Source organism: Accumulibacter sp. (assembly GCF_031732815.1).
Classification (GTDB): Bacteria; Pseudomonadota; Gammaproteobacteria; order Burkholderiales; family Rhodocyclaceae; genus Accumulibacter.
This window is the reverse complement of record NZ_JAVMKF010000196.1, coordinates 1-22,187: the sequence shown is the minus strand read 5'-3', so window position 1 is coordinate 22,187 and position 22,187 is coordinate 1. Positions and strand designations below refer to the sequence as shown.

Below are 22,187 nucleotides of genomic sequence, written 5' to 3'. Positions count from 1 at the left end.
AGATTCGCGATCACAATCGTGCAATCGTCATGGGACCGAGATCAGGTTGTCTGATATAGTTACGTGGCATGATTTCTGCTTGACGAGTGTGGCGCGCTAGAGCGGCGTGCATCACTCAATGAAAAGAAAGGGACACATATGAAGAAATTGGTTGCGCTGGCCACTTTGCTGGCCGCCGGTACCGCCAACGCTGCGCTGATCACGCAGTCCGGCAGCTTTGGTTTTGAAACCACCAACTGGACTCACGATCTGGGCGGGATCAACCAGTTTGACGCCACCCTCGGCACCCTGAATAGCGTTTTGATCAGCTACTCGGGCGCGATCAACCAGCAGTTGAAGGCCGAGAACACCGGCGCTGTCGCGGACAATCTGACCCCCGTTGCCGGCGCTAATCTGTTTTACCGCAAAGGCAGCTCGAATCTGGGTACCCTGGCCCTGAGCAACACAGGCGCAGCCTTTGCGGCAAGCGCATTTGACGGCACTTCCGACTACGCGGGTACGTCCGGTATTGATTTCGGCGTCTTGACCGCTACCGGGAGTGGTTCCGTCGTTGGCAGCCCTCTTTCCGACTACATCGGTGCTGGTAATCTGGTCGGTTTCAACTTCCGTGCCGTCGGTAGCGGTTTGATCAATTCCGATAATGGCAACCTCGATTCGTCCATCTCCACCCAGGCGCGGGTCGAGTACGTGGTGACTTACGACTATACCCCGACGCCCCCAGTGCTGCCCGAGCCGGTTTCGCTGGGCTTGTTGGGTGTCGGCCTGGCCGCTCTCGGCATCTCGCGTCGCCGCCGCGCCGCCTGAGCAGTACCCACGGAGGGTCCCTGACTTAGAGCTCGCGTGGAGGGGGTTGCGTGAAAAGCGCAGCTCCCTCCCGTGTTCTGTCGGATGAGCGTGGAAACGGCGCCGAACGGCCGTGCGCAGGCATGTCGCTTGAAGCCATGGACAAGTCCATCGGGCCGGAACTGAAGCGCAAGCGGCACCCGAGAGCCCGGCAGCACTGCTTGGGGATGCTTGAAGATGTGGGTTCACGTCGCGCAGCATTGGCTTCTGCGAGGCCGAGCGGGCGCTCGCACGGGTCGCTCGCGGTAGTCGGCTTATCGGCAAATTGTAAAGAAAGGGGCTGTCCCGAGGACGCCTGCGCAACCGCAACAAGGGCGCTTGTGTGCTTTCACCGCAAGCGCTGTGCTTCGGGCCACGACTTGAAGACAGACCTCCGGGTGCAGCTGGGGCATGATCCGCCTGCAAGTGCAGGCGCTGGGCGCGACGCCTGCCCTTGCGGATTTTCCCCGACTTGCGCTCTCAGCTTCGCACCGTTCCAGTGGATCCATTGTTGCTCGGAGATATGGCGACGCACTCGCCGAGGCGCTCGAGCAGATGCAAGACACCGACACTCGCCGCCAGTGGAGCGTGCCGTTCTGTGCAAACCGCACGCGCGCGGCGCGAATGCTGGCCGCCAGCGATGATCGGCCCCACAAACTGGCGCTGGCCTGCCGTTCTGCCTTCTGATTTATAGACGAAAGTTTTGTGCGGTCGCCCAGGGCGACTGCCGCACCACGCAGCCAGCCGGTGATCGTCGCGTGCTTGATCTTGCCAAGCGACTCAGTGCGACGGCCACAGCTCCCCGTGTGCTCGTCGATGATCGTAGTATCCCACGCGATCTTGGCTTGGCATGCCCCTCGCCCAGGAACGGGCTTGTACACGGTAGGCAGTCCGACTAGACGTTCCCATGTCCAGCCTCGCTGAATTGCTCGGTCAAGGTGGTGGCCGATCGTTGGTGCGAGTCGCCGCCCAATCCCTTGGCCGATTCGTGTAGACTGCCGCGCACCCCGTTGCACGGCACATGCTGCACACCCGCTGTTCAGAATGCACGACCGTCTGCGCGCAATGGGTGGCAAGCGAAGTCTGGATCACTGGGAGGGGAAAGATGGCCGAAGTCAAGGACGCCGTGGAAGACGCAGTGAACAGGGCGGAACAGCCGGGTTCCGATCGTCTGATGAACGTGATCGCTGCACTTGTCGCGGTTCTCGCGACGGTGATGGCGGTGTTCAATATAAAGGACGGCAATATCGTTCAGGCGATGGCGCAGGCGCAGGCAAGAAGCGTCAGTGCGTGGACTTACTTTCAGGCCAAGAGCACGAAACAGAATCTGGCCGAGAGCATGCTCGACCAACTGAGCTTCGAGCGTGAGCACGCTGGCTTGACACCGGAGGCGGCTGCGCTGCTCGACAAGAAGATCGAGTCCTACCGCGACCGGGTGGCGCGCTACGAAAGCGAAAAGCAGGAGATCAGGCAACAGGCCGAGGCCTTTGAGCGCGAATACGATCGGCTGAACTTTCACGATGATCAGTTTGACATCGCCGAGGCGGGAATCACGGTGGGCATGGCCATGCTCGGCATCGCTGCGCTGACCCGGCGCCGATGGCTGGTCGGGTTCGCGCTGGTGTTCGCCGTCGTCGGCGTTGCTTCCGGTGTCAGCGGCTTCCTCGGGACCGATTTCCACCTCGACGCCATTGCCCGGCTGCTCGGCTGAGCGGACTGTCGCGCTGCCGGGAATCGTTTTTCCGCCGCCTGGACCTCGCTGACTGGCATTTTGGGTGTTAAAGTAGCGGGTGGCGCTCGACGGGGCGGCCGGAACGAGACTGCGGCTTGCCGGGCAAGCGATTTTCAGGGAGGATCGTCAGGATGAAGTGGTGGTTGCTGTGCGCGTGTCTTGTCGTCGCTTCTTTTGCTTTGTGGCTGATGCGCGGGCGGCGCACAGTGCAGTCGGACTCTTCCGCAGAGTCGGCTGGCCGTCCCTACCATTCGGTCGCGATCAGGCATCCGAGCGATGCCTGCGCAGCTGTGCGGCGCGTCGCCGGCAGGAAATTTCTCGCCGGTGAGGCCCCGCTCTTCCCGCTGGGCAACTGCGAGGCGGCAAGCTGCCGCTGTCGGTACGTCCATTACGAAGATCGGCGCGACGACGAACGGCGAAGCCCTTTCGCAGTGCGGCACGTTCTGCTGCCTGGTGGCGAAGAGGGCGAACGTCGCATGCTGGTGGACCGCAGGCGCGCCCGGGCGAGCAGCGTACGTCGTCCGCTCAGGTAGCCGGGCACGCCACATCGGTCGGGACCTTCGGTCGCCTTGGGTTGCGGAAGCGTACGCGAGCTGGCGCTGTTGCTTCGGGTGACGCTGGCTGCCTTGGTCTTGCCCGGAGGCTCGTGCGCGCCTGGGTGATGACGGGCAGCCGAGGCACAGCGAGGGCGTTACAGCGGGCGATCGGTGTGTTGACCTGTCTGCTGTCTGTGCGTCGGGTTTCGCCGGCAGCCCCCCTCGACGCCTCGCAGCCGACTATCGGCACTTCTTGACCGCCATTGACACCCTGCCGGCAGCGGCGGGCTGATCACCGAGAGTCGGCCGGAGTTCTCGTGGATCGTTCGCCCCGGAAATGGCGCGGGCGCGGCAGACGGCCTACCACATCCGGGTGGTCGGGACGCGCGACAAGCTCGTTGCGGGTACGCCGGACTTGTCGGATAGCGGCCGGATCGACAGCGAGCAGTCGATCGACATCGAATACGCGGGCAAGCACCTGCCGAGCGATGCGCGCTTCTGGTGGCAGGTGCGCCTCTGGGACGAGGAGAACGTACCGGCCCATGGTCGGCGCCACAGGAGGTTCTCGCCGGTCGGCTGTGCGATGCGTTGTGCGCCGGCTGCGGTGGACGGCGGGTGGGTCGCTCCAATTCCGCGCCACGGCTATCCGGGCAGTGTGACCTTGCCCGCGCATCTGCCCGAGGCGATGCCCTTCCGCTACGCCGAGTTGCCGTTGAAGCAGCCTGCGGCGTCGCTGCTGAAGCTGTTCCAGCGGGCGTTGTTCTATCCCTTCGACGAAACGGCGGCTCGCTTCGAGAGCTCGGACAAGGTGCTCGATGCGGTCTGGGAAGTGGGCCGCTACACTTTGCAGGCGACCCCGTTTCTCGGCGTCTATGTCGATGGCGAGCGGCAGCGGATTCCCTACGAAGGCGATGCCTACATCCGGATGCTCGGCCACTACGCCGTGGACCGCGAATTTGCCGTTCAGAGGAGTACGCACGAGTTTCTGCTGCGCAACCCGACCTGGCCGACCGAGTGGCAGATGCATTCGCTGTTCATGGCCTGGGAAGACTATATGGCGACCGGCAACAGCGAGTCGCTGGTGCGCAACTATGGCCTGCTGGGGCGCAAGACGCTGGTCGGGCTGGCGCGTTCTGATGGACTGATCAGCACGACGAGCGGACGTCAGGACAAGGCGTTCCTTGCCGCCATTGCGCTGGCCAGCGGGGAATTGCGCGATCGGGTGGACTGGCCGCCCCTGCTTGCCGCTGGCGTCGTTGGTCCCGATCCGGTGCCCGGTGAAACGGATAGCTTTGTTTTTACAGACTATAACGCAGTGGTCAATACGTTCCATTACCGCGCGCTGCGTACAATGGCCGACATCGCCCGGGCGCTTGACCGGGATGCCGATGCGTGCGTATTTCGCGGAACGTGACCGGTCGTTTCGCGTCATCGTGACCGGTGGAGAGATGCTGCATGGATAGGGTTGAATGTTACCGTAATCGGTCACGCTTTTGATGAAATGGCGGTTACGCTTTCGTGAAATGGCGGTCACGCTTTCGTGAAATCACCGGTCACGATGGCGTGAAATACGCAAGCAGCCTACCGGCATCTCGAGATCCGGCTGCAGCCCGGTCACCTGAGCCACTTCCGCCTGCGCGTGCCGACGATTCGTGGGCCGATCGTCAGCGAGTCGCGCAGCGAGCTTGCCGGCTATAGCTACGAGGTGACGATTCCGGCAGACAGGCGGGCGCGTGTGCTCCTGCTCCAGGTCGACTTCCGCGTCAGCCTGCAGGGTCCGCCGGATGCGGTCGCAGCGGTGATCGCTGGCGGGCACGCTACGGATGCCGTGTCTGAACTGGCCAGCGGGGGGACCTACCGTTTTCGCGGTGAGGCGCGCGCACGTCGATTGGCCAACGAACTGCACTGAGCTGGGTGGCACGGTTGCCCACGCATTGGCTGCGTGGTCGCCGCGCTGCCTGGGCGCTTCAGTTCGTCGCCTGAGTGTGCACAGTTCCGGCCGTGCGGGATCGACGCCGCACGAGGAAAGCCATGGCGAGCGCACCGCCAGTCAGGCCGACGGCAAGACCGGCCAAGGCGGCAAGATACCTGCGCTCTTCGTAATCTTCGCGCGCGATATCGAGCACCGGGTTGGCGAGCAGATTGGCCGACACATGAGCACTGGCCAGTTTCCATCGCTCGCCTTCTTTCACCACGTTGACGCTCCAGTGCAGGCCGATGCTGCGCTCGCCGCCGTGGCGGAAGCTGAGCTTGGCGGCCGATCGGCCAGACACGCGGGCCGCGCCGTCCTGCGCGACGATCACCGTTTCCTCTGGCAAGGGCTCGACGTGGATTTTCAGGAGACTTGCGTTCGGGCCATCGACCAGCTGTGTGTAGTACTTGCCGACTGCGTCGCTACCCACGAGCCTTTGTCCATCGACGGTGATCAGCGTGAATCCGGGTAGTGCCATGTCGCTGAGCGCCTTGAGGTTGCGCGTGTTTACCGCATAGCCTGCGGCAATCAGCAGGCCGCGCAGCCGGCTGTCCTCGTGGACAGTCAACCCGCTGTCTGCCATTTGGGCAGCAGCGCCGCCGAGCAAAGACAAGGAGAGCGCGATGGCTGCCAACAAGCGAACAAGTCTCATTTTCGTGCCTTTCGATGCAGAGGTCCGGCTTCGCTGCCGGTTCCCATAAGCGGTTCGGATGCCGCCAGACGAGGCTGGCCGGCGTCCTGATCATCGGCCAAAGGCGCAGTTGGCGCAAGCACTTGCAGTGTGCGCGTCAGGTGCGCAGCGTGACCGGCAAGCCGACGCGCAGATCCAGGCGCGCCGCAGCGTGCCCACGGTTGACCGCGATTTCGACCAGGCCGAGGCTGTTTTCGTACCAGAACGCCTGGCCGCCCGGCACGGCGGAGAAAACCCTTGCCGGTGCGATGGGTCCAGCCGGCGTGCCGACGGTGGTATTGCGCGCGATGTTGGCCGCGCGCAAGCCCGTCATCGCATTGCCGTAGTGGTCGATGTAGATGATCTGCGCCAAGTCGTTGCCAGACAGGCGCTCAGCCAGGCTGGAGCATTCGGCCAGCTCGGACGTCGGCCAGTCGCCGCGCGCAATGCGCGCCGCAATCGGCGCAAAGAGGTCGCGTCCGTGGAAGGAAACGGACAATCCCGGCGGGCGCCAGACGATGCGCCAGGTTCGGCACGTCTGGGCGCGGGCGGCGACGACGGCAAGCAGGCCGTTGTCGGGGCCGACGTAGTACTTGCCGTCGGCCTCCAGGACGACGGGTGTGCGCTCGCTGCCGACGCCCGGGTCGACAATCGCAAGAAAGACGGTTCCCGGAGCGAATTGCGCCTGCAGCGCCGACAGCAGGTGTGCGCCGGCAAGACAATCAAAATTGGGCACGCGATGCAGCAAGTCGACGATCGGAGGCGAAGAGCGTGTCCCCGCGAGAAGAACGGCTTTCATCTGGCCGACGTAGGGATCGTCCACGCCAAAGTCTGTATAGAGAGCAATCAAGGACGGGCTGTGCTGGTCAGCGTGAATGAAAGGGCGGCGACGGGCCGGACGGCGATTCTTCTTCAGCCCGTGCCTGCGCCGTGCAGCAGGTGTTGGCAATGCTGCTGGTAGGCAGCGAGAAATGCCTCCCTGTCCTGGGCAGTCCAGCCCGGCGTATGACGCATCAACTGATCGATGTCGTGCGCGCCAACACCCTTGCGGCTGAAGCCCAGGCGCAGCTTTTCGAGGTCGATGAAGCGCACATCGGCTTCGCCGAGAGCGTTGTCGGCCTCTGGCCGGCGCTTGATGAAAAGGTGCTTGCCGTACAGGCAACTGTGCTGCAGGCGATGATGGTGCAGGCGTGCGCAGGCGTGCGCGACGGCTTTGACGACCGTCTGGCGCAGGGGAGATGAGGCCGGCGGATGGCTGTCATTCCACTCGTCCAGGCTGATGAACTCGTCCAGCGCGCGGGTGACCAGGATGGCGCGCCAGTGGTCGGCGCTACGCCGGTCGCCGTAATAGAGCGCCTCGACGGCGGCGATACGCAGCGCGCGCAGGCGCTGGATGTTGGCGTACTCGCGGTAGAAAGTCGGGATGCCGCGCAGCGGGTGGCGAAGCGTTCGGCACAGGTGGTTGTCCTGCCGCTTCAGAAAGACCGCCGTTCCGTCGTGCAGGACATGCCGGCTGACCCCACTCCAGCCGCCGCGACGTTCATTGGGCGCCTCATGCCACGCGACTTCGAGCGTCCACAGCGCATCGAAACCGGCCAGACCGTTGGCGGTCAGCAGGTCTTGCGCTGCCTGGTCGGCAAACAGCTCGCGTGTGCTCATCCGGCGGGACGCCTCAGTCTGGCAAGGATACGCGGGCAGTCGATTTGCGCAGGACGTAGGTGCGCCACATGAAAAGGCGAGGCAGGAAGTCGACGTGCCCGCTGATGGCAAATCCGGCAGCGCGGCATTCGTGTTCGAACTGCGCGCGCGGGACAACAAACCGATTGTCGCTCTTTTCGCCCTCGCGACGACGCTTTTCTTCCAGCTTGCGGCGACGCCACGCTTTGTAATTGCCATCAACCCAGAGCGAGACGATGACGCTGTCACGCGTCACGCGATGGAACTCCTTGAGCATGGCGATCCGGTTGGTCGACTCTCCGATGTGATGCATCAGGCGAATCGAGAAGACGCAGTCGACGCTGCTGTCCGGCAGCGTGATCGCGAAGGCCGAACATTGCAGCAGGCGAAAGCGCCGTACCACTTCCGGATCACGGACCTTGCCGGCGATTTCGAGCATTCCGGAGCTGTAATCGGCGGCGAGCAGCTCGCGTCCGGGGTCCTGCGCGAGCATTGACCAGAAGCGCCCGGTGCCGCACGGGATATCGAGGATCGAACCCGGGTTTCCGGCCAGCCGCAAGGCGCGCTGCGCCATGCGGTGTTCGATGCGGTCGGAGAGTCGCTTCCGGTTGTGCTTCTCGAAGTATTCTTGCGAATGCTCCTCGGTGTACTTTTCCGAGAATGCGAGGTGAATGGCCGGTTCGTGGTGGTCGCTCATCTGCTGGTCGTTTCCTTGCCGCCCCAGGCAGGGGTGCGGCGCTGCGTGGTGAAACGACGAAGAATATCATACTGCTGCGGTCTTTCGACGCGGGCTGCGCCAGTGCTCCGTCGGGCGCGCGACGCGGGCGAAATGGGCAGGTTTGCCGCAAGCCGGGCGCGCGCTGCGCCGCTCATGCGCAGGGCTGCGCTTCACCGCGCCCGCGTGCAGGTGGCAAGCGGGACTCTTGCGGTAGAATGCGGGTTCTCGCGGTTCTCGACGCACGCAGGCGGCCGACTCGCTTTGCAGAGCGTGCAATCGGGGCTTCCGCACAGTTCTTCACCTGCTGAAGGAGAGCGATGTGGGAAAGCGTTTTGCCATGCCCTGCAATCAGCTTGCGCGGCTTGACCGGAAGCGGCATCGCGTCTTGGGCAGGGCGCTGCTCATCGTGTCATGCGCCGGCTGTGCGACATCGGCTGCAGCCTCCTGCGCCGACCCGGCGACCTTCGTCGGCAATGTCTGTCGCCGCCTGTCGGACACCTGGAACGATGGGCAAGGAGAATTGCTTGTCCCGTTTCATACCCACCACTTGCGCTTTGCCTATACGCAGGAGAAGATCGACTCATTCGTCGAGGGCACCTGGGGGCTCGGTTACGGACGAAGTCGTTACGATGCGCAGGGAAACTGGCACAGTCTCTACGCAATGGGTTTCCGCGATTCGCACGGCAAGTTCGAGCCCGTTGTCGGCTATGCCCATCAATGGATGTGGGGTGATCCGAAGGCGGCTCACGCCGGCGTCGGTTACACGGTATTTCTGACGGCGCGCTCGGATATTGGTCACTATACGCCCATTCCCGGTGTTCTGCCGATCGCCTCGCTTGGCTATGGGCGCGGCGGACTGAGCATGGCCTATGTCCCGGGCGGCAAGGGTAATGGTAACGTCATCTTCTTCTGGGGGCGGTTCGCGTTCTAAGCTTGCGCGCACGGCCTGCGCCGGTCGCGCGCGCGGACAGGTCGGCGCGGCACGGTGGTTCACCGTGCAGCAAACCGATTCGCTGTGCGCCAGATCGAGAGTTGCGGCTCAGCGTCTTGTCGCGTTGCCGCCCGCACGCCGCCTCGCTGAGCATCGCTCAAGCGGCGTCGCGCGCATCTTCTTCGCTTGCCGCCTGTTGCAGGATCGCGCGTCCTCTTCGCGCGATATCGTCCAGCGTGTTCATTTGATGCACCAGTCGATGTTCGACGTGAACGAGTTCGTCGATGCGTTCTTCAAGCGTGTCGGTTGCCTGGTGGATTCGCTTGATGCTCTCCAGGCGGCGCTGGAGCTGAATCTGGTGTTCGCGTATCTGGATCTCGAGCGGCGCCATGATCGATTTCAGCCATGATTCGGTGTCTCGGTTGGCGCGTTCAAAGACCTTTCTGACCTGCACCGCAATTTCCTCGAAAAACCTTTGCGTGACCTGACTCTTCTCGTGCGTCAGGAGCTGGAACAGCGTATTGATATGCCTGCCGCACCATCTGTCGATCCGGTCGAGTTCCTTTTCGTAGCGCGCCAGCGAGAAGCCGCTGGGCGTGCCGAGTTTGAGCCCATGCTCAACCGCGAACTTCTTGTAGATGGCTTCCATCATGGTGACAATCTCGCCAACCTTGGTCTTCGAGTCACGCAGGTTGCCCCGCGCCACGACAAAGAACTCATTCATGGCGCCCGAAAGCGTATGCGAGAAGGTTGCGTTGGTCATCGCGTCACGCGTCGTTGTCGTCAGCAGGCGCAAGGAATCAAGCCCAAGATGCGTGAAGAGATTGTTGGTCAGACGCGAAAAGACGCTGCGTACCGCGTAATAGTGCTGCAGCCCGGTTTCGAACTCCTCCTTTTCCTGCCGGACTTTGCCCATCATGTATTCGACGACGCCCCGGTTCTTGCCGCGCAGTTCAGCCAGTTCGGAAGCCTGTTCGCGCAGGCCGGCAAGGCGCGATTCGAGCAGGCTGTGCGTACGCTGACAGCAATCGATGAACTCGCTCTGCGTGTTGTCGCGCACGATCTCCTGTTTGGCCGGAATGAGCTCGCGCGACAGGGCGCGTTCAAGTTCCGTCAGGCGGCTGCGCGCAAGCAGGTCGCGGTCGCCATTGATCTTTGCCAGTAGCGCTTTCTGCGCCGAGACCGGAAAGATCTGTTTGCTCGGCAAGGCCAGCGTCCAGGCGCAGTTGTCGATCTGCTTGTTGATTTCGCCGTCGATCTGTGTGCGGGATCGCAGTTCGTCCCACAAGGTGTCGATCTTGTTCAGGACGACGATGCGGCCCTTCTTGCGGCCGCTCGAGGCGCCGATGTGCTCGCGCCAGACGGTCAGGTCGGATTGGGTGACGCCGGTATCGGCGGCCAGGATGAACAGTACGGCGTGCGCATTGGGGAGCAGCGAGAGCGTCAGCTCGGGCTCGGTGCCGATGGCGTTCAGGCCTGGCGTGTCGAGGATGACCAGACCCTGCTCGAGCAGCGGATGTGGGAAATTGATGATTGCGTGCCGCCAGCACGGGATCTCGACCGTACCGTCGGATTCGACCTGAAATGCGGTGCTATCGCCGTTCGCCACGGTGAAGCCCAGTCTTTCGGCAGCCGCCGGGTCGACTCGCGTGGTATCGCTGACATGGTGCAGAGTCTCCTGCATGGCTTCCGCCGAGTCGACCGGCAGCGGCAGCGAAATCCACTCGTCCGGGCAGCGCTTGTAGTCGCTGATGCTCTTCGTCGATGCTCGGGTCTCGATCGGCAGCAATTCGATCGCTGGCGGGCGCTGGCGATCGAACATCAGTTCGGTCGGGCACATGGTCGTGCGACCCGCCGTCGACGGCAGAATCCGATGGCCGTAGTCGGCAAAGAAAATGGCGTTGATCAGCTCGGACTTGCCACGCGAGAACTCTGCTACGAAAGCCACGTGCAGCCGGTCCTCGCGCAGGTTCTCCAGCAATTGGGCAAGGCGGCGGTCGGTCTGGGCGTCGCTCAGCTCATTGTCGGACAACCAACTGGCGAACTGAGTGAGGATATCGGACAGGTGGGCGCGCCACTCGCTGTAGGCAGAAAAACGTTGGACAAGCATTATGGATCGTTCCAGCGCAGCACAAGGTCCCGTACTCTACCACACAGCTTCAGGCAATCAACGACTTGGCCCTGACCGGCAGGAGCTGGTGCCGGCGCCGAGCGATTCGTCATGCGGCCGGGAAGCGGGCGCGCCGAGCGGCGCGCAAGGCCAATCAATGGCTGACGCGCGTTTCTCCCCGTCCGGAGAGGAGGCGCACCCGCTCGCCGGGCAGAAAGCGCTCGTCAGCTTCCTGAACGACCGAGACGAGTTGCCCGCTGTCGAGTCGCACGGTGATCTCGAGCCCGATTCTGCGCGTCGTGCCTTCCTCGACCGCAGATCCCGCCAGGCCGCCGACCACCGCGCCGAGGATGGCACCGACGATCTGTCCCTTGCCGCCGCCGATATTGCTTCCGGCGACTCCACCGACTGCTGCGCCGGCCATTGTTCCGACGCCGGATTTGGTTCCTTCGAGACCAACCTCGCGCACGCTTTCGACGACGCCCTGGCGTATCGTCATTTCATGTCGCGCCTGCTCGCGCGTGTAGACGCTGCCCGACTTGCTGCTGGCACAAGCGACGAGCAGCGCGCAGGCGAGGGCGATGAGCAGCGAGTTGAGCAATTTCACGTCTATCTCCTTCAACAAAGCGAACTGTTGAAATTCCGGCGCAAGCACTCGGCAATTTCGTCGCGGCTTGGCCGATGGTTCTGTCCGCCGCGCTGCGCGATCTTCAGCGACCCCATGACAGCGGCCAGTTGTCCTACCTTCTCCCACGGCCAGCCGGCAGCAATGCCGTACAGCAAGCCCGCACGGTAGGCATCGCCGCAGCCCGTCGGATCGACGACTGCTGCCGCTGGTACGCACGGAATGGTATGGCACGTGCCGTCGGCGTAGATGCGCGAACCTTCGCCACCCAGCGTGACGATCAGCGCCTTGACCTGATCGGCCAGTTCGGCCAGCGACTGGTTCGTCCGATCGCACAGCAGCTTCGCTTCGTAGTCGTTGAAGCACGCGTAGTCCGCCAATTGCATGAACTCGAGCAATTCGGCGCCGGAGAACATCGGCAGGCCCTGGCCGGGGTCGAAAACGAAAGGGGTAGCCTGTCGTGCCAGATCGCGCGCGTGCTGCATCATCCCGTCGCGGCCGTCCGGGGCAACGATCGCCAGGCTGATCCCGGACGCCTCGGCGACCCGATTGGCGTGCGAGTACGTCATCGCTCCAGGATGGAATGCGGTAATCTGGTTATCGTCCAGGTCGGTCGTGATGAACGCCTGGGCAGTGTAAGTCGCGTCAATCCGGCGCACATGGGTGCGCAGCAAACCCAGCCGATCGAGGCGCTGCAGGTAGGGATCAGCGTCATCGCCGACCGTTGCCATGATCAGCGGATCGCCGCCGAGCAGCTTCAGGTTGTAGGCGATATTGCCGGCGCAGCCGCCGAATTCCCGGCGCATTTCGGGAACCAGGAAAGCGACGTTGAGAATGTGAATCTGTTCGGGCAGGATATGGTTCTTGAAACGATCATGGAAGACCATGATGTTGTCGAAGGCGATGGAGCCACAAATCAGGATAGGCATGGAGTTCCTGCAGACGTGCGTGAACGTTGACCGGCGGCCAGTATAGCATCGGCGTTCACGCACGCGCTGGTCGCGGCGAGTCGCACGCGCGAAGTCGTTCAGCCAAACGCGGCATGGTGCCGAGTCGCCGACGGCGCGTGCTTGGCCACGCCCTTTTCGCGCTGCCGCGTCGGTTCAGATCTTTGCCGAGTGCGCGCCGTGTTGCTGAGCGCGGCGCAAGATCGTCCGGCGCGCGCTTACCCCAGTTCGCCGGCGAGGACGGCCAGCGAACCGGCGTCGGGCAGGTGCGAGAGTTGCGCCAGCATGTAGTCCTTGACCAAGGCCAGCAGTTCGTCGACGCGTTTTGCCGGCAGGCCGATTTCGCCGGCGACGGCGTGCACGGCAGCCAGTTCTTCGGCGATCAGGCAGCCGTCGGCAAAAGCCACCATCAGGCAGGTGGCGATGACGAGTTCGCGCTGCGCGACCTGCGTGAACGTGGTGCTCAGTTCGCCGCTCGAGTCGTCGTCGAGCAAAGTGGTGAAAGCGGGCCAGTGCGCCGCACGGCCGGTTTCGTAGAATTGCCGGATGAGTGCGATTTCTTCGGCGGTGCGAGCGCCGTCGACGCGCGCAATGCGCAGCAGCAGGCGGGTGGCGGCGATCGTCTGGGCGGGGTCGAGTTCGGTCTCGGCAAACTGGGGCAACATGGGCGGTTCCTTCAGGAGTTGATCTGGCGCCGGAATTCGGCGAGGCGGGCCTGCACGTCATGCGCCGAGAGCGTGCGGAAGCGCTCTGGCAGGAGCGAGCGGCGCGAGGTTTCGGAGACGGCGAGCATTTCCATGTAGCGCAGCATGGCCGTCTCCTGGGGCGGCATGAAATCGTCGATCGCCTGGGCGAGGCGCTCGCCGTCGAGCGGCACGCCGGCGCGCTCGGCGAATTCGGCGGCGAGCAGTGCGACGGCTTCCAGGTCGGCGTTCGAGTAGCCTTGGAGCGCCGCGCAGGCCTCTTCCAGCACGCCTTTGGTGAGCGCGCAGGGGATGGCGTAACGCCGGAAGATGGCGTCGATGACGGCTGCTCTTTCGGCGGCCGTCTCGGCGTAGAAGAAGGGAATCTTGCGGTCGAGGCGGCCGGGGCGCTTGATGTCACTGTCCAGCTTGTCGGGCCGGTTGGTCATCAGGATGAAGACGACCTGACCGCGGTTTTCCGGGTCGGACATGAATTCCTTCAGGCGTGCGATGACGCGCGAGCCGGTGCCGCCGTCGGCATCTCCACTCTGGTTGCCGAAGCTGCGGTCGCCCTCGTCGATGACCAGCGCGATCGGGCCCATCGCCTTTACCGTCGCCAGCACGCGTTCGAGATTGGCCTCGGTCGACCCGACCCATTTCGAGCGAAAGTTCTTCAGGGCGACGCCGGAAAGGCCGGCCTCGGCGAGAAAAGCCTTGATGACGAAGGTCTTGCCGGCGCCCATCGGGCCAACCGCGAGGAGCCCCATCGGTGCGCGCGCGCGCTCGCCGCTGCGGATCAGACGCGCGATGTCCAGTAGTTCACTCTTGATGTTTTCGTTGCCGCCGACGGCGTCGAGGCCATGGCGGGGCTCGATGAACTCGATCAGGCCGGCGCATTCCTTCTCGATCAGCTCGCGCTTGCGGCGGCGCACGACGGCCATCATTTCGCCCGCCGGGTCGCCCGCTTCCGGCAGCGCACGCGTCGGGTCGACGAGCTGCCGAATCTCGTCCGGCGTCATGCCGGCGGTGATCGCCGCCAGCTTCTCGGCCCGCACGGCGGCATTCGGGCTGCCCGCGAGCAGGTCGGCAATCAAGGTTCGCCGCTGCGTTTCGCTCAGCCCCTGCGGCGCTTCGCTGGCGACGATGCCGGCGAGCTGGATCAGGCGCAGGCCGGCCGTCTGGTCGGCCAGCAGGTCGGCCTCGGCCGGCGGCAGGCGCGGTGCGTAATGCCCGATCGCCGCACGGCGGGCGGCACGGTCGGGCATCGGCAGTTCGAGCGCAACGATGCGTGGGTGGGTGAGCAGCGCCGGGCTGATGTCGGCGAGCGACTCGCTGACCAGGATGACGACGTTATCGCGTTCGGCGAAGCTCTCGTCGAGCGACCAGCGGTGCAGCGCAGTGTACGCGCCGCGTTCGTCAAGCGAGAGAAAATGCGCCTCGGCGGCTGGGAAGATCGTCGCCGCGTAGGGAATCAGCAGCGCGCTCGAACCCTGTTCGCGCATCTGTTTTTCCAGCGACTCGAAGATCCCGGCCAGCCCCTTGCCTTCCAGATGGCGGTAAAGATCGGCCTTTTCGTCCAGCGTGCCGCCCTGCACCAGGCGGACACCACGGTCCATGCTGAGCTCGAAGATGCGCTGCTTGTTGTCTTTCAGCAGAACTTCGGCAAGAAAGGGTTGGAGCGTGCGGTAGCGTCCGGCAAACGGGATGCGGTCGAAGACGTTGCGATAGAGGACGAAGACCGCGGCTTCTCCGGCCAGGTATTTCTGGCGCAGCGTTTCGGCCCAGTTGGGCAGCGCCGGTCGCGGGCCGTCGCTGGCAGGATTGGCAGGGCTGGTCATCGGATTCCTCGGCGCCTTACATCGACTTGCCGGTGCTTTCGCTCTGCGCCAGGCGGGCGCGCTTCATTTCTTCGAGCTGCTGGCGCGCGGTGATCGCGCCGCTGCTCTGGCGCAGGCGGGCGAGTTTGACATCGAGGTCCGAGTCGCGCAGTTCGGAGCCCATCTTGGCTTCGGCGACGGTGTTCCTGATATGTTCGCGCACGTTGTCGAGGGCGCGCACCTCGGCGTCGACCGACAGACCGTCGAGCTGGTTCTGGATCTTGAGGCGCGCTTGCGCGCTCTGCATCTGCGCCAGCATGCGGTCTTTCTCGTCCTTGAGTTTCTGGATCTCGCCTTTCACCTGCATCAGCGAGTCCTTCGCTTCCTGCGCGTCGGCGCGTGCCTGCTCCATTTCCTGGTCGAGCGTCTTGACGCTGGCCTCGAGTGCGTTCTTCTTCTGGATGAGGACGATTCCCAGGTCGTCCTGGCCGCTTGCCAGGGCGGCGTTGAGGTCGGCGTTGACCGACTCGAGTTCCCGGCGTTCGCTATCGAGGCGGGCCGAGATCTCTTCGCGCCGGCGCATGATCGCCGCCGTGGCGCTCTTCAGCTTGCCGTACTTGGCGATCATCGAGTCGATCGCGTTCTGGTAGGCGATTTCGGGGTGACGCTTTTCAACGTCGGTAATCCACAACGAGACGAATCCTGCCCAGAGGTTGGACAGACGCCCCATGAAATTGATCTCGGCCATCTCCTTCTTCCTTTCCTGTGCCGGTCTGCCGGCTAATCTGAATTGCTCAGTGAACTTTCCGTTGATCAAACCGCGCCGGCTGGCGCGCTCATCTGCCGACCCGGCCAGCGGCCGCGCCAGCTCAGTGCCGGTTGCCGGCGACTGCGACCAGACGCTTGCCGTGGCCGCTGGTGAGCGAGCTCGGCATCGTCATTCCGGGCAGCGCTTCCGCCAGGTCGGTTTCGATATCCTCCTGTACGCGCAGCCGACTGACGGCTTCTTCGAGGCGCGAGCCAATTTCCTCCGAGGCGGGCAGGGTCATGATCGTCTGGTAGATTTCGTCGATCTGGTCGGGCATCGTCAGCAGCGCGGCTTCGAGTGCCCGCCGGCGGCTGAGCATGCGGTTGTGACGTTCGACCAGCGCGTTGTAGTCGGCACGCGCTTTCTGCAGTTGGCGCAGGTCGGTTCCCGGCAGTGGCGCAGCGAGTTCTCTGTTGACTGCGGCGAGCTTGCCGTCGACTTCGCGCAGGTTGATCGCTTCCATCCGGTCGTCGATGACCAGAATGGCCAGCCAGAGGCAAAGATATTCGATCGTAACGTCGTCGAGCTGCTCGACGTCGCGCGGAGCAAGACGGGAATGCCCGCTTTCTGCGCGTTGGTAGAGCGAGGTAACGCGCTCCATCATGCGTTGATAGGTGCGCAGCCGTGCCTGGAAGCCTTCCCGTTTGGCCGCGCGCTTCTGCAATTCGGCGATCAGTTGGGCGCGCGAGGCTTGTCGCGTCTCGGCGCGCCAGCTGCGGTCTACCTTTTCGCGGAAAGACGGCAGCGACGGGATGTGCAGCGCCGCAAGAACCTCGCCGGCGGCGAAGGCAATCAGCGGAATGGCGCCGACACCGAAGCCGAATGGAATCGACAGGAGCGCGCCGGCGGCCAGCGAAGCGAGGAAGGCGTAGAGATTCGCCTGGCTGGTGAGAACCTCCTTGACGTAGGGCGGTTTGCTGTCGGCCATCTCGGGAGTGTGGGCAGGCAATGTGTCGGCAGGACGGGTCGCCGAGCGTTCAGACGGTCACCCGGACCTGCCCTTTACCCGGGCTGGCCTGGTGCAACTGGTTGAGCACGCGTTCGGCAAACGCCTGTGCCTGTGGCGAGCGCTGCCAGGCGGCCGAACGCGGGCGCGTTTCGCTGATCGCGAAGTCGTCGGCGACGCGCGCCGGCTGGGTTGACAGGACGATCACCCGGTCGCCGAGCGCCAGTGCTTCGGTCACGTCGTGGGTGACGAAGACGACCAGGCACGGCCAGGCGCGGTAGAGCTCGATCAGGAGCAGTTGCATTTCCTCGCGCGTCTGCGCGTCGAGAGCGCCGAAGGGCTCGTCCATGAGCAGAATCCGCGGGCGAAGAACGAGCGCTCGGGCGAGGGCGACACGCTGGTTCTGTCCGCCGGAGAGTTGCGCCGGGCGCAGCGCCGCCTTGTCGGACAGGCCCACCGCCGCCAGCATGTCGGTGACACGCTTGCGCCATTCGCCTTCCGGCACGCGCTTGCGCCAGAGCTGCAGGCGGAAGGGGAAGGCAACGTTGTCGAAGACCGACAGGTCGGGGCGGTTGGCGTAACGCTGGAAGACCATCACCGAGTCGTCGTGGGCGCCATGGCAGTCGGCACCGTCGATCAGCACGCGTCCGCTGCTTGGTGTCGCGCTACCCATTGGCCGGACGCCGCCGAGCATGTGCAGCAGCGTGCTCTTGCCGCAGCCGGAAGGGCCGAGCAGCATGTTGATGCCGGGTTGCGCGAAGCTGAGGCTGACGCGGTCGATGACGCGCGTGACGCCGCCGCCTGGCGCCGGGTACTCCTGCACGATGTCCTGCAGAACGACGCTGACACTGTTCGTTGCCGGGCTGGCCGGCGCTGGCGCGTTCATTGTTGCGTTTCCCACGGATAGAGGCGGCGCTTCAGCCAGACCATGAACTGGTAGGTCGCCAGGGCAAGCGCGATGATCACGATGATGCCGGCGAAGACCTGATCCCAGGCGCTGAAGCGGCGGGCGTTCTGGATCAGCTGGCCGAGTCCTTCGCGTGCGTTGACGTATTCGGCGACGGTGATGTAGGTCCACATGACCGAGAAGGCGACAATCACCGCATCGGCGATGCGCGGCATGGCGAGCGGGATGACCGCGCGCTGGATGCACTCCCAGGGTGTCGCACCGAGGTCGCGTGCACCGATCCAGTAGCTTTGCGGGACCGCCTGAATCGCATCACGTACCATCGGGATCAGGTAGACGACGGCGCCAATGAACAGGAAGGCGATCTTCATCGCTTCGCCGATTCCCATCCACATGACCAGAATCGGTAGCAGGGCGACCACCGGCGCCGAGCGGAAGGGGTCGACGAGCGGCGACAAGGCGGCATTGACCTGTGGCGCGGCGCCCATGACGATGCCGATCGGGATGCCGATCAGGATGACCAGCACACCGGCGACGAGCAGTCGGCCGACCGACCACAGCGTTGCCGTGAGGAGCATGCTCTGCCCGTCGTGCCAGGCCAGATAGCCGAAGGCGGCGACGACCTCCCAGGGGGCTGGCAACTTGCTCGGGCTAACCAGACCGGAAGCGGCGACCGCACTCCACAAGACGAGCAGCGCGAGCACGGCGGCAAGCCCGAGCAGCCGCCTGCGCGGTGCCTCAGGCACCGCGTAGGGGTTCCAGAATTCGGTCCTGGGCACCTTGCCGGCTCCGTCAGCGGCCGCCGAAGACGGCAACACGCGTCGTCCTGTTGAGCGCCCGGCACTCTTCCAGCGAGAGGCCTTCGCTGGCGGCGCTGGCTTCGTTGCACAGTGGCCGGTCGGGACCGTTGCCGACGATCTTGAAGCGCTCACGCGGGAACTCCCACTGCGCGACGAGATAATCGACTACCGCCTTGGCGCGCGCCGCCGACAGCCGGAGGTTGGACTCGCGCGTGCCGGTCGAGTCGGAGTTGCCGCTGACCTCGAAGTAAGCCTTGCCGTTGTTCTCGATGAACGGAACCATCTCGCCATCGACCGTCTTCTGCGCGCGCTTGGTCAGTTCAGCGCTGCCCGAGGCAAAACCGACCGTGACCGGTTTGGTCACCATGGCTTGCTGCTGCGTGGCTTCTTTCAGCGACGATTGGCTGAAGGTTGTCTGTGGTTGCGCCGCCGCGGTCGCTGCCGCCTGGTCACGGGCCAGCATCGACTTGATGTAGCGGTAGTCGAAGCTGTCCTGCGGCGCGATGACGGGCGACTTGGGGTTGGCCAGCGCGCCGGCCTTGCGGTAGATTTCGTCGAAACGCTTGTAGACGCGCTCGTAGTGATTCGTCCCGCCGACCAGACCGAGGATCCTGGCGTTGTCTTCGACACCGGTCCACACGACGTTGGCGAAAAGGCTCTTGACGAAGGGTTTGCCTTCCTTGTCGGCGAGCAGGCGAAAGAACTCCTCGGTGCGCACCAGCGCCTCGACCGCGTTATCCGGGTTGGCGCGTGCCGCGGTGACCCCCTCCATCCAGCCTTCGACGAACTTCTGGACGACCGCCTGTCCGTCGGGCTTGGCGAGCAAGCGCGCGTCGCAGACCATGACGTCGAAGATCAGGTTGGTTGCCGTCTTCGTCGAATAGACGACGTGTGCTCCCTTCACGTTGCGCAAGGCGAGCGCCAGATCGGGGTCCCAGAGCACCGCGGCATCGACGTGTCCGGCCTCGAAAGCGGCGCGCACGCCGGCCGTGCCTTCCTCGGCATTGATGAACACCGTCTTCACGCTGTCCTTCTTGCGTGCAGTCAGCGACGAATTGTCGAGCGCGTCGATCAACATGCCGTGCGAGGGGGTGAACTGGAGCAGGGCAACCGTGCGTCCGGCGAGGTCCTCGATCGATTTGACCGCCGCATCCTTGGCGATGACGGCGTCGCCGCCTTGCGTGTTGTCGACGATCATCACGGCGCGTCCGTCGAGGCCGGCGTTGCGCAGATTCGGCTGCTCCTGCGCCCAGAAGTCGGAGGTGCGCCAAGCGCACTGCGCGGCGCCCGATTCAAAGATGGTGGCAAGCGTCGGGATATCATCCTGAATGACGAAGCGTACGTTCAGATCTTTCTTCGCGTACAGCGATCCGCTCTGCGTTTCGAGCGCGTTGCCGTTGGCGACCAGCGCTGGCGCGTAGCCGTGGAAACTGACCAGACTGACTTTCAAGGGATTCGTCGGGCTACCCAGCGGCGCGTTCCGGTCGTCGGCGCGCGCGCTTGCCTTGGCGGGCTCGGCGCTACTCCCGGGTTTGGCCGAGGTCGGCTTGGCCGGCGCTGGCGCGCTGGCTGCCGGCGGTGTGCCGGGACTGCCGTCAGCGCCGGTGCCGAGGCGTTCCTTCAGTCCGAAATTCCATGCCAGCGAACCGGCGACGCCAATGACGATCACCGTGATCAGTCCCTTGGCCAGCGGTGTGAGTTGGGCCATTTGCTTTCTCCTTGTAGCAGTGCGCTGCGTGCCGGGCGGGGTCAAGCCGCTTTGAAGGTGGCGGGAATCTCGCGCAGACGCTCGATTTCGCCGTCAAGGCGGCGGATTTCGCGTGCGGCTGCCTCGCGTGCCTGGCGCAGGCCCGCCTCGACGCTCGTCGTTTCCTGCGCCGCACGCGTTACTTCGCGTTCGAGCAGTTGCTCCAGCTCACTGATCTGCTTGCGAATTGCCGCGGTCGATTGGTCCAGAGCCAGTTTGATCTGGTTGACCAGTTCGCCCGTCTGCAGCGCGCGATTATCGATCTGAGCGGTCAATTGATGCTTGTAGGCTTCGAGGGCAGCGATCTTCTGCTCGGCGTCGCTGACGCTGTCGGCGATCTGCCAGTTGTCGTCGGCGGCATCCATGGCGAGCACCGCTGCCTTGCGGGTTGCTGCATCCATTGCGCGCAGGCCGGCGAGCAGGCGGAGCAGCTTTTCCGCCGGGTACGGCGAGTCGGCGACACCGGCGGCGGCAAAAATGTCGGCCAGGGCCACCCCTTCGAAGTCGTCGGTGGCCTGCCCGGTGCTTGCCGCGCCGGCTGCCGTCGCGACCGGCGGGGAGGTCAGCGGCGGTAGCGAAAGTGGGTCATCCAGCTCGGATGGGCGACGTGCTGCGGGCGGCGGCCGATCCGGCGAGCTGTCCGCCGCGGCCGGCGCTGCGCCAGTCGCGGCCGCCGACGCGGCTTCGGCGAGGGCCCTTTCCTCATCGGAAAGTTCGATCAGTTTTGCCTTGGCGAGCAGATTCAGAAACCCCTTCATGCCAACTCCTGCTATGGTGAACCCGTCGATCGACTGCACACAAACGGGCAGATGCACCGAATTATACGAACGAAACGCCCGCCGACGAAGGAAAGGTTCCGCGTTTGCGCAGCATGGGCCAGCTATCGATGGTGCCGCGCGCGGCGCACAGGCGTTGAACGACAGCCGGTGCGGGGTCGTCGCAGTAGCCTTCTTCGTAAGCCAGGACGCGCCAGGAGCGTTGCTGTGCCCAGCCGAGCAGTTCCTGCGAGGCGAGCAGGAAGTCCGGATTCGACGGTCGCCCGTAGCGCTCGTTGCCGCGCATGAAGGTTTCGTAGATCAGCAATCCCGGGTCGGCCAGGCATGCGAGAAGCTGCTCGACGCGTGGCCGGAAGAGGTAGTTGGTGACCACGATGCCGGCGAAGCGGCGGCCGGCGTACGGCCAGCCAGGCGCTTCCAGGTCGCTTTCGCGCACCGTCACTCCGGGCACGTGGCGCAGGGCAGCGAGCGCTTGCGCATCGCGGTCCACCGCCTCGACGCGATAACCGAGCGTGGCCAGCAGGCGGGCATGGCGACCGCTTCCGCAGGCGAGATCGAGGACCTCTCCGGCCGGAATCAGGCTGGCGAAGCGTTGCACCCAGGCTGAAGGTAAAGTTTGCCGCGGAGAAACTGTCATACTCGTGCGTGCTTACATTATGATAATGGGCATTGTCTGAGCGCAGGGCACGCCGGCGTCGGAGGAGTTGGATCGGTCCAGGTTTGTCGGCAAGCGTCGGCTGAACAGTCGAGCCTGTGTCGGATGTCACATTGTGCCGCTAATCCGGGTTTCCACGTAGAGACTTGCTCGGCCAACTGTGTTAGATTGGTGCGGTGCAACAACCACAATTTCAGTGCCTCCGGAACCGGGGGTGAAGATGATCATGCTAGAACGTCATTACCTTACCACGCTGTTTGAACCGAAATCGGTCGCCGTCATCGGCGCCTCCGAGCAAGAGAACTCGG

Annotated in this window: 21 protein-coding genes and 1 pseudogene; 6 read left to right on the top strand and 16 right to left on the bottom strand. The window is 64.2% G+C overall.

Annotated elements, in window-relative coordinates:
- Positions 1-138 precede the first annotated feature (138 nt).
- From RKP46_RS12785 to RKP46_RS12765, 5 genes and pseudogenes are all read left to right on the top strand, one after another.
- The gene (locus RKP46_RS12785; RefSeq protein ID WP_311106997.1) at positions 139-804 is read left to right on the top strand and encodes a choice-of-anchor E domain-containing protein; all 666 of its coding nucleotides are present in this window, start codon (positions 139-141) and stop codon (positions 802-804) included.
- A gap of 429 nt (positions 805-1,233) precedes the next feature.
- Positions 1,234-1,509: a hypothetical protein gene (locus RKP46_RS12780; RefSeq protein ID WP_311106996.1), complete on the top strand. Its 276-nt coding sequence runs from the start codon at positions 1,234-1,236 to the stop codon at positions 1,507-1,509.
- Positions 1,510-1,927: 418 nt separating this feature from the next.
- Positions 1,928-2,533, top strand: a complete 606-nt coding sequence (locus RKP46_RS12775; protein ID WP_311106995.1) for a DUF4337 domain-containing protein — start codon at positions 1,928-1,930, stop codon at positions 2,531-2,533.
- An 894-nt stretch (positions 2,534-3,427) separates the two neighbouring features.
- The gene (locus RKP46_RS12770) at positions 3,428-4,504 is read left to right on the top strand and encodes a hypothetical protein (RefSeq protein ID WP_311106994.1); all 1,077 of its coding nucleotides are present in this window, start codon (positions 3,428-3,430) and stop codon (positions 4,502-4,504) included.
- A gap of 168 nt (positions 4,505-4,672) precedes the next feature.
- Positions 4,673-4,999, top strand: a pseudogene (locus RKP46_RS12765) (alpha-L-rhamnosidase C-terminal domain-containing protein); the annotation flags it as partial.
- Positions 5,000-5,057: 58 nt separating this feature from the next.
- Here the strand turns inward: RKP46_RS12765 and RKP46_RS12760 are convergent.
- The 4 genes from RKP46_RS12760 to RKP46_RS12745 form a co-directional block, all read right to left on the bottom strand.
- The gene (locus RKP46_RS12760) at positions 5,058-5,669 is read right to left on the bottom strand and encodes a nuclear transport factor 2 family protein (protein WP_311106993.1); all 612 of its coding nucleotides are present in this window, start codon (positions 5,667-5,669) and stop codon (positions 5,058-5,060) included.
- Positions 5,670-5,850: 181 nt separating this feature from the next.
- Positions 5,851-6,582, bottom strand: coding sequence for an SAM-dependent chlorinase/fluorinase (locus RKP46_RS12755; RefSeq protein ID WP_311106992.1), 732 nt, complete (start codon positions 6,580-6,582; stop codon positions 5,851-5,853).
- Positions 6,583-6,644: 62 nt separating this feature from the next.
- Positions 6,645-7,391, bottom strand: a complete 747-nt coding sequence (locus tag RKP46_RS12750) for a lipopolysaccharide kinase InaA family protein (protein WP_311106991.1) — start codon at positions 7,389-7,391, stop codon at positions 6,645-6,647.
- A 13-nt stretch (positions 7,392-7,404) separates the two neighbouring features.
- Positions 7,405-8,106 (bottom strand): class I SAM-dependent methyltransferase, encoded by a 702-nt coding sequence (locus RKP46_RS12745; protein WP_311106990.1) that lies wholly within the window; start codon positions 8,104-8,106, stop codon positions 7,405-7,407.
- Positions 8,107-8,446: 340 nt separating this feature from the next.
- Here RKP46_RS12745 and pagP point away from each other — a divergent pair, with 340 nt between their 5' ends.
- Positions 8,447-9,058: a lipid IV(A) palmitoyltransferase PagP gene (gene pagP, locus RKP46_RS12740; RefSeq protein ID WP_311106989.1), complete on the top strand. Its 612-nt coding sequence runs from the start codon at positions 8,447-8,449 to the stop codon at positions 9,056-9,058.
- A 157-nt stretch (positions 9,059-9,215) separates the two neighbouring features.
- On the opposite strand, the gene RKP46_RS12735 is transcribed toward pagP, so the two are convergent.
- The 12 genes from RKP46_RS12735 to RKP46_RS12680 all read right to left on the bottom strand — a co-directional run bounded on the left by RKP46_RS12735 (position 9,216) and on the right by RKP46_RS12680 (position 21,861).
- Complete coding sequence (locus RKP46_RS12735; RefSeq protein ID WP_311106988.1) at positions 9,216-11,168, bottom strand: dynamin family protein; 1,953 nt, start codon at positions 11,166-11,168, stop codon at positions 9,216-9,218.
- Positions 11,169-11,322: 154 nt separating this feature from the next.
- Entirely contained in the window at positions 11,323-11,781 is a 459-nt protein-coding gene (locus RKP46_RS12730; protein WP_311106998.1) for a glycine zipper 2TM domain-containing protein, read from the bottom strand.
- 5 nt (positions 11,782-11,786) lie between these two features.
- A complete protein-coding gene (locus RKP46_RS12725; RefSeq protein WP_311106987.1) occupies positions 11,787-12,722 on the bottom strand; it encodes a carbohydrate kinase family protein in 936 nt (311 codons plus the stop codon).
- A gap of 236 nt (positions 12,723-12,958) precedes the next feature.
- Complete coding sequence (locus RKP46_RS12720) at positions 12,959-13,405, bottom strand: hypothetical protein (RefSeq protein ID WP_311106986.1); 447 nt, start codon at positions 13,403-13,405, stop codon at positions 12,959-12,961.
- A gap of 11 nt (positions 13,406-13,416) precedes the next feature.
- Positions 13,417-15,261: an ATP-binding protein gene (locus tag RKP46_RS12715; protein WP_311106985.1), complete on the bottom strand. Its 1,845-nt coding sequence runs from the start codon at positions 15,259-15,261 to the stop codon at positions 13,417-13,419.
- 16 nt (positions 15,262-15,277) lie between these two features.
- Positions 15,278-15,988 (bottom strand): PspA/IM30 family protein, encoded by a 711-nt coding sequence (locus RKP46_RS12710; RefSeq protein WP_300332063.1) that lies wholly within the window; start codon positions 15,986-15,988, stop codon positions 15,278-15,280.
- Between the two features lie 121 nt (positions 15,989-16,109).
- Positions 16,110-16,976 carry a hypothetical protein gene (locus tag RKP46_RS12705; protein ID WP_311106984.1) on the bottom strand — a complete coding sequence of 289 codons (867 nt, stop codon included), beginning with the start codon at positions 16,974-16,976 and terminating at the stop codon, positions 16,110-16,112.
- A 49-nt stretch (positions 16,977-17,025) separates the two neighbouring features.
- Complete coding sequence (locus RKP46_RS12700; RefSeq protein WP_311106983.1) at positions 17,026-17,880, bottom strand: ATP-binding cassette domain-containing protein; 855 nt, start codon at positions 17,878-17,880, stop codon at positions 17,026-17,028.
- The gene (locus RKP46_RS12695; protein ID WP_311106982.1) at positions 17,877-18,680 is read right to left on the bottom strand and encodes an ABC transporter permease; all 804 of its coding nucleotides are present in this window, start codon (positions 18,678-18,680) and stop codon (positions 17,877-17,879) included. The genes RKP46_RS12700 and RKP46_RS12695 overlap by 4 nt, the downstream gene beginning before the upstream one ends.
- A 13-nt stretch (positions 18,681-18,693) precedes the next feature.
- Positions 18,694-20,409, bottom strand: coding sequence for a phosphate ABC transporter substrate-binding/OmpA family protein (locus RKP46_RS12690; RefSeq protein ID WP_311106981.1), 1,716 nt, complete (start codon positions 20,407-20,409; stop codon positions 18,694-18,696).
- Between the two features lie 41 nt (positions 20,410-20,450).
- The gene (locus RKP46_RS12685; protein ID WP_311106980.1) at positions 20,451-21,206 is read right to left on the bottom strand and encodes a hypothetical protein; all 756 of its coding nucleotides are present in this window, start codon (positions 21,204-21,206) and stop codon (positions 20,451-20,453) included.
- 61 nt (positions 21,207-21,267) lie between these two features.
- Positions 21,268-21,861 carry a class I SAM-dependent methyltransferase gene (locus RKP46_RS12680; protein WP_311106979.1) on the bottom strand — a complete coding sequence of 198 codons (594 nt, stop codon included), beginning with the start codon at positions 21,859-21,861 and terminating at the stop codon, positions 21,268-21,270.
- Positions 21,862-22,187: the final 326 nt, after the last annotated feature.

Coding starts and splice junctions, on each gene's coding strand:
- RKP46_RS12785 (WP_311106997.1), top strand. CDS start 139: ATGAAGAAATTGGTTGCGCTGGCCACTTTGCTGGCCGCCGGTACCGCC.
- RKP46_RS12780 (WP_311106996.1), top strand. CDS start 1,234: ATGATCCGCCTGCAAGTGCAGGCGCTGGGCGCGACGCCTGCCCTTGCG.
- RKP46_RS12775 (WP_311106995.1), top strand. CDS start 1,928: ATGGCCGAAGTCAAGGACGCCGTGGAAGACGCAGTGAACAGGGCGGAA.
- RKP46_RS12770 (WP_311106994.1), top strand. CDS start 3,428: ATGGCGCGGGCGCGGCAGACGGCCTACCACATCCGGGTGGTCGGGACG.
- RKP46_RS12750 (WP_311106991.1), bottom strand. CDS start 7,391: ATGAGCACACGCGAGCTGTTTGCCGACCAGGCAGCGCAAGACCTGCTG.
- RKP46_RS12745 (WP_311106990.1), bottom strand. CDS start 8,106: ATGAGCGACCACCACGAACCGGCCATTCACCTCGCATTCTCGGAAAAG.
- RKP46_RS12735 (WP_311106988.1), bottom strand. CDS start 11,168: ATGCTTGTCCAACGTTTTTCTGCCTACAGCGAGTGGCGCGCCCACCTG.
- RKP46_RS12725 (WP_311106987.1), bottom strand. CDS start 12,722: ATGCCTATCCTGATTTGTGGCTCCATCGCCTTCGACAACATCATGGTC.
- RKP46_RS12720 (WP_311106986.1), bottom strand. CDS start 13,405: ATGTTGCCCCAGTTTGCCGAGACCGAACTCGACCCCGCCCAGACGATC.
- RKP46_RS12715 (WP_311106985.1), bottom strand. CDS start 15,261: ATGACCAGCCCTGCCAATCCTGCCAGCGACGGCCCGCGACCGGCGCTG.
- RKP46_RS12710 (WP_300332063.1), bottom strand. CDS start 15,988: ATGGCCGAGATCAATTTCATGGGGCGTCTGTCCAACCTCTGGGCAGGA.
- RKP46_RS12705 (WP_311106984.1), bottom strand. CDS start 16,976: ATGGCCGACAGCAAACCGCCCTACGTCAAGGAGGTTCTCACCAGCCAG.
- RKP46_RS12700 (WP_311106983.1), bottom strand. CDS start 17,880: ATGAACGCGCCAGCGCCGGCCAGCCCGGCAACGAACAGTGTCAGCGTC.
- RKP46_RS12690 (WP_311106981.1), bottom strand. CDS start 20,409: ATGGCCCAACTCACACCGCTGGCCAAGGGACTGATCACGGTGATCGTC.
- RKP46_RS12685 (WP_311106980.1), bottom strand. CDS start 21,206: ATGAAGGGGTTTCTGAATCTGCTCGCCAAGGCAAAACTGATCGAACTT.
- RKP46_RS12680 (WP_311106979.1), bottom strand. CDS start 21,861: ATGACAGTTTCTCCGCGGCAAACTTTACCTTCAGCCTGGGTGCAACGC.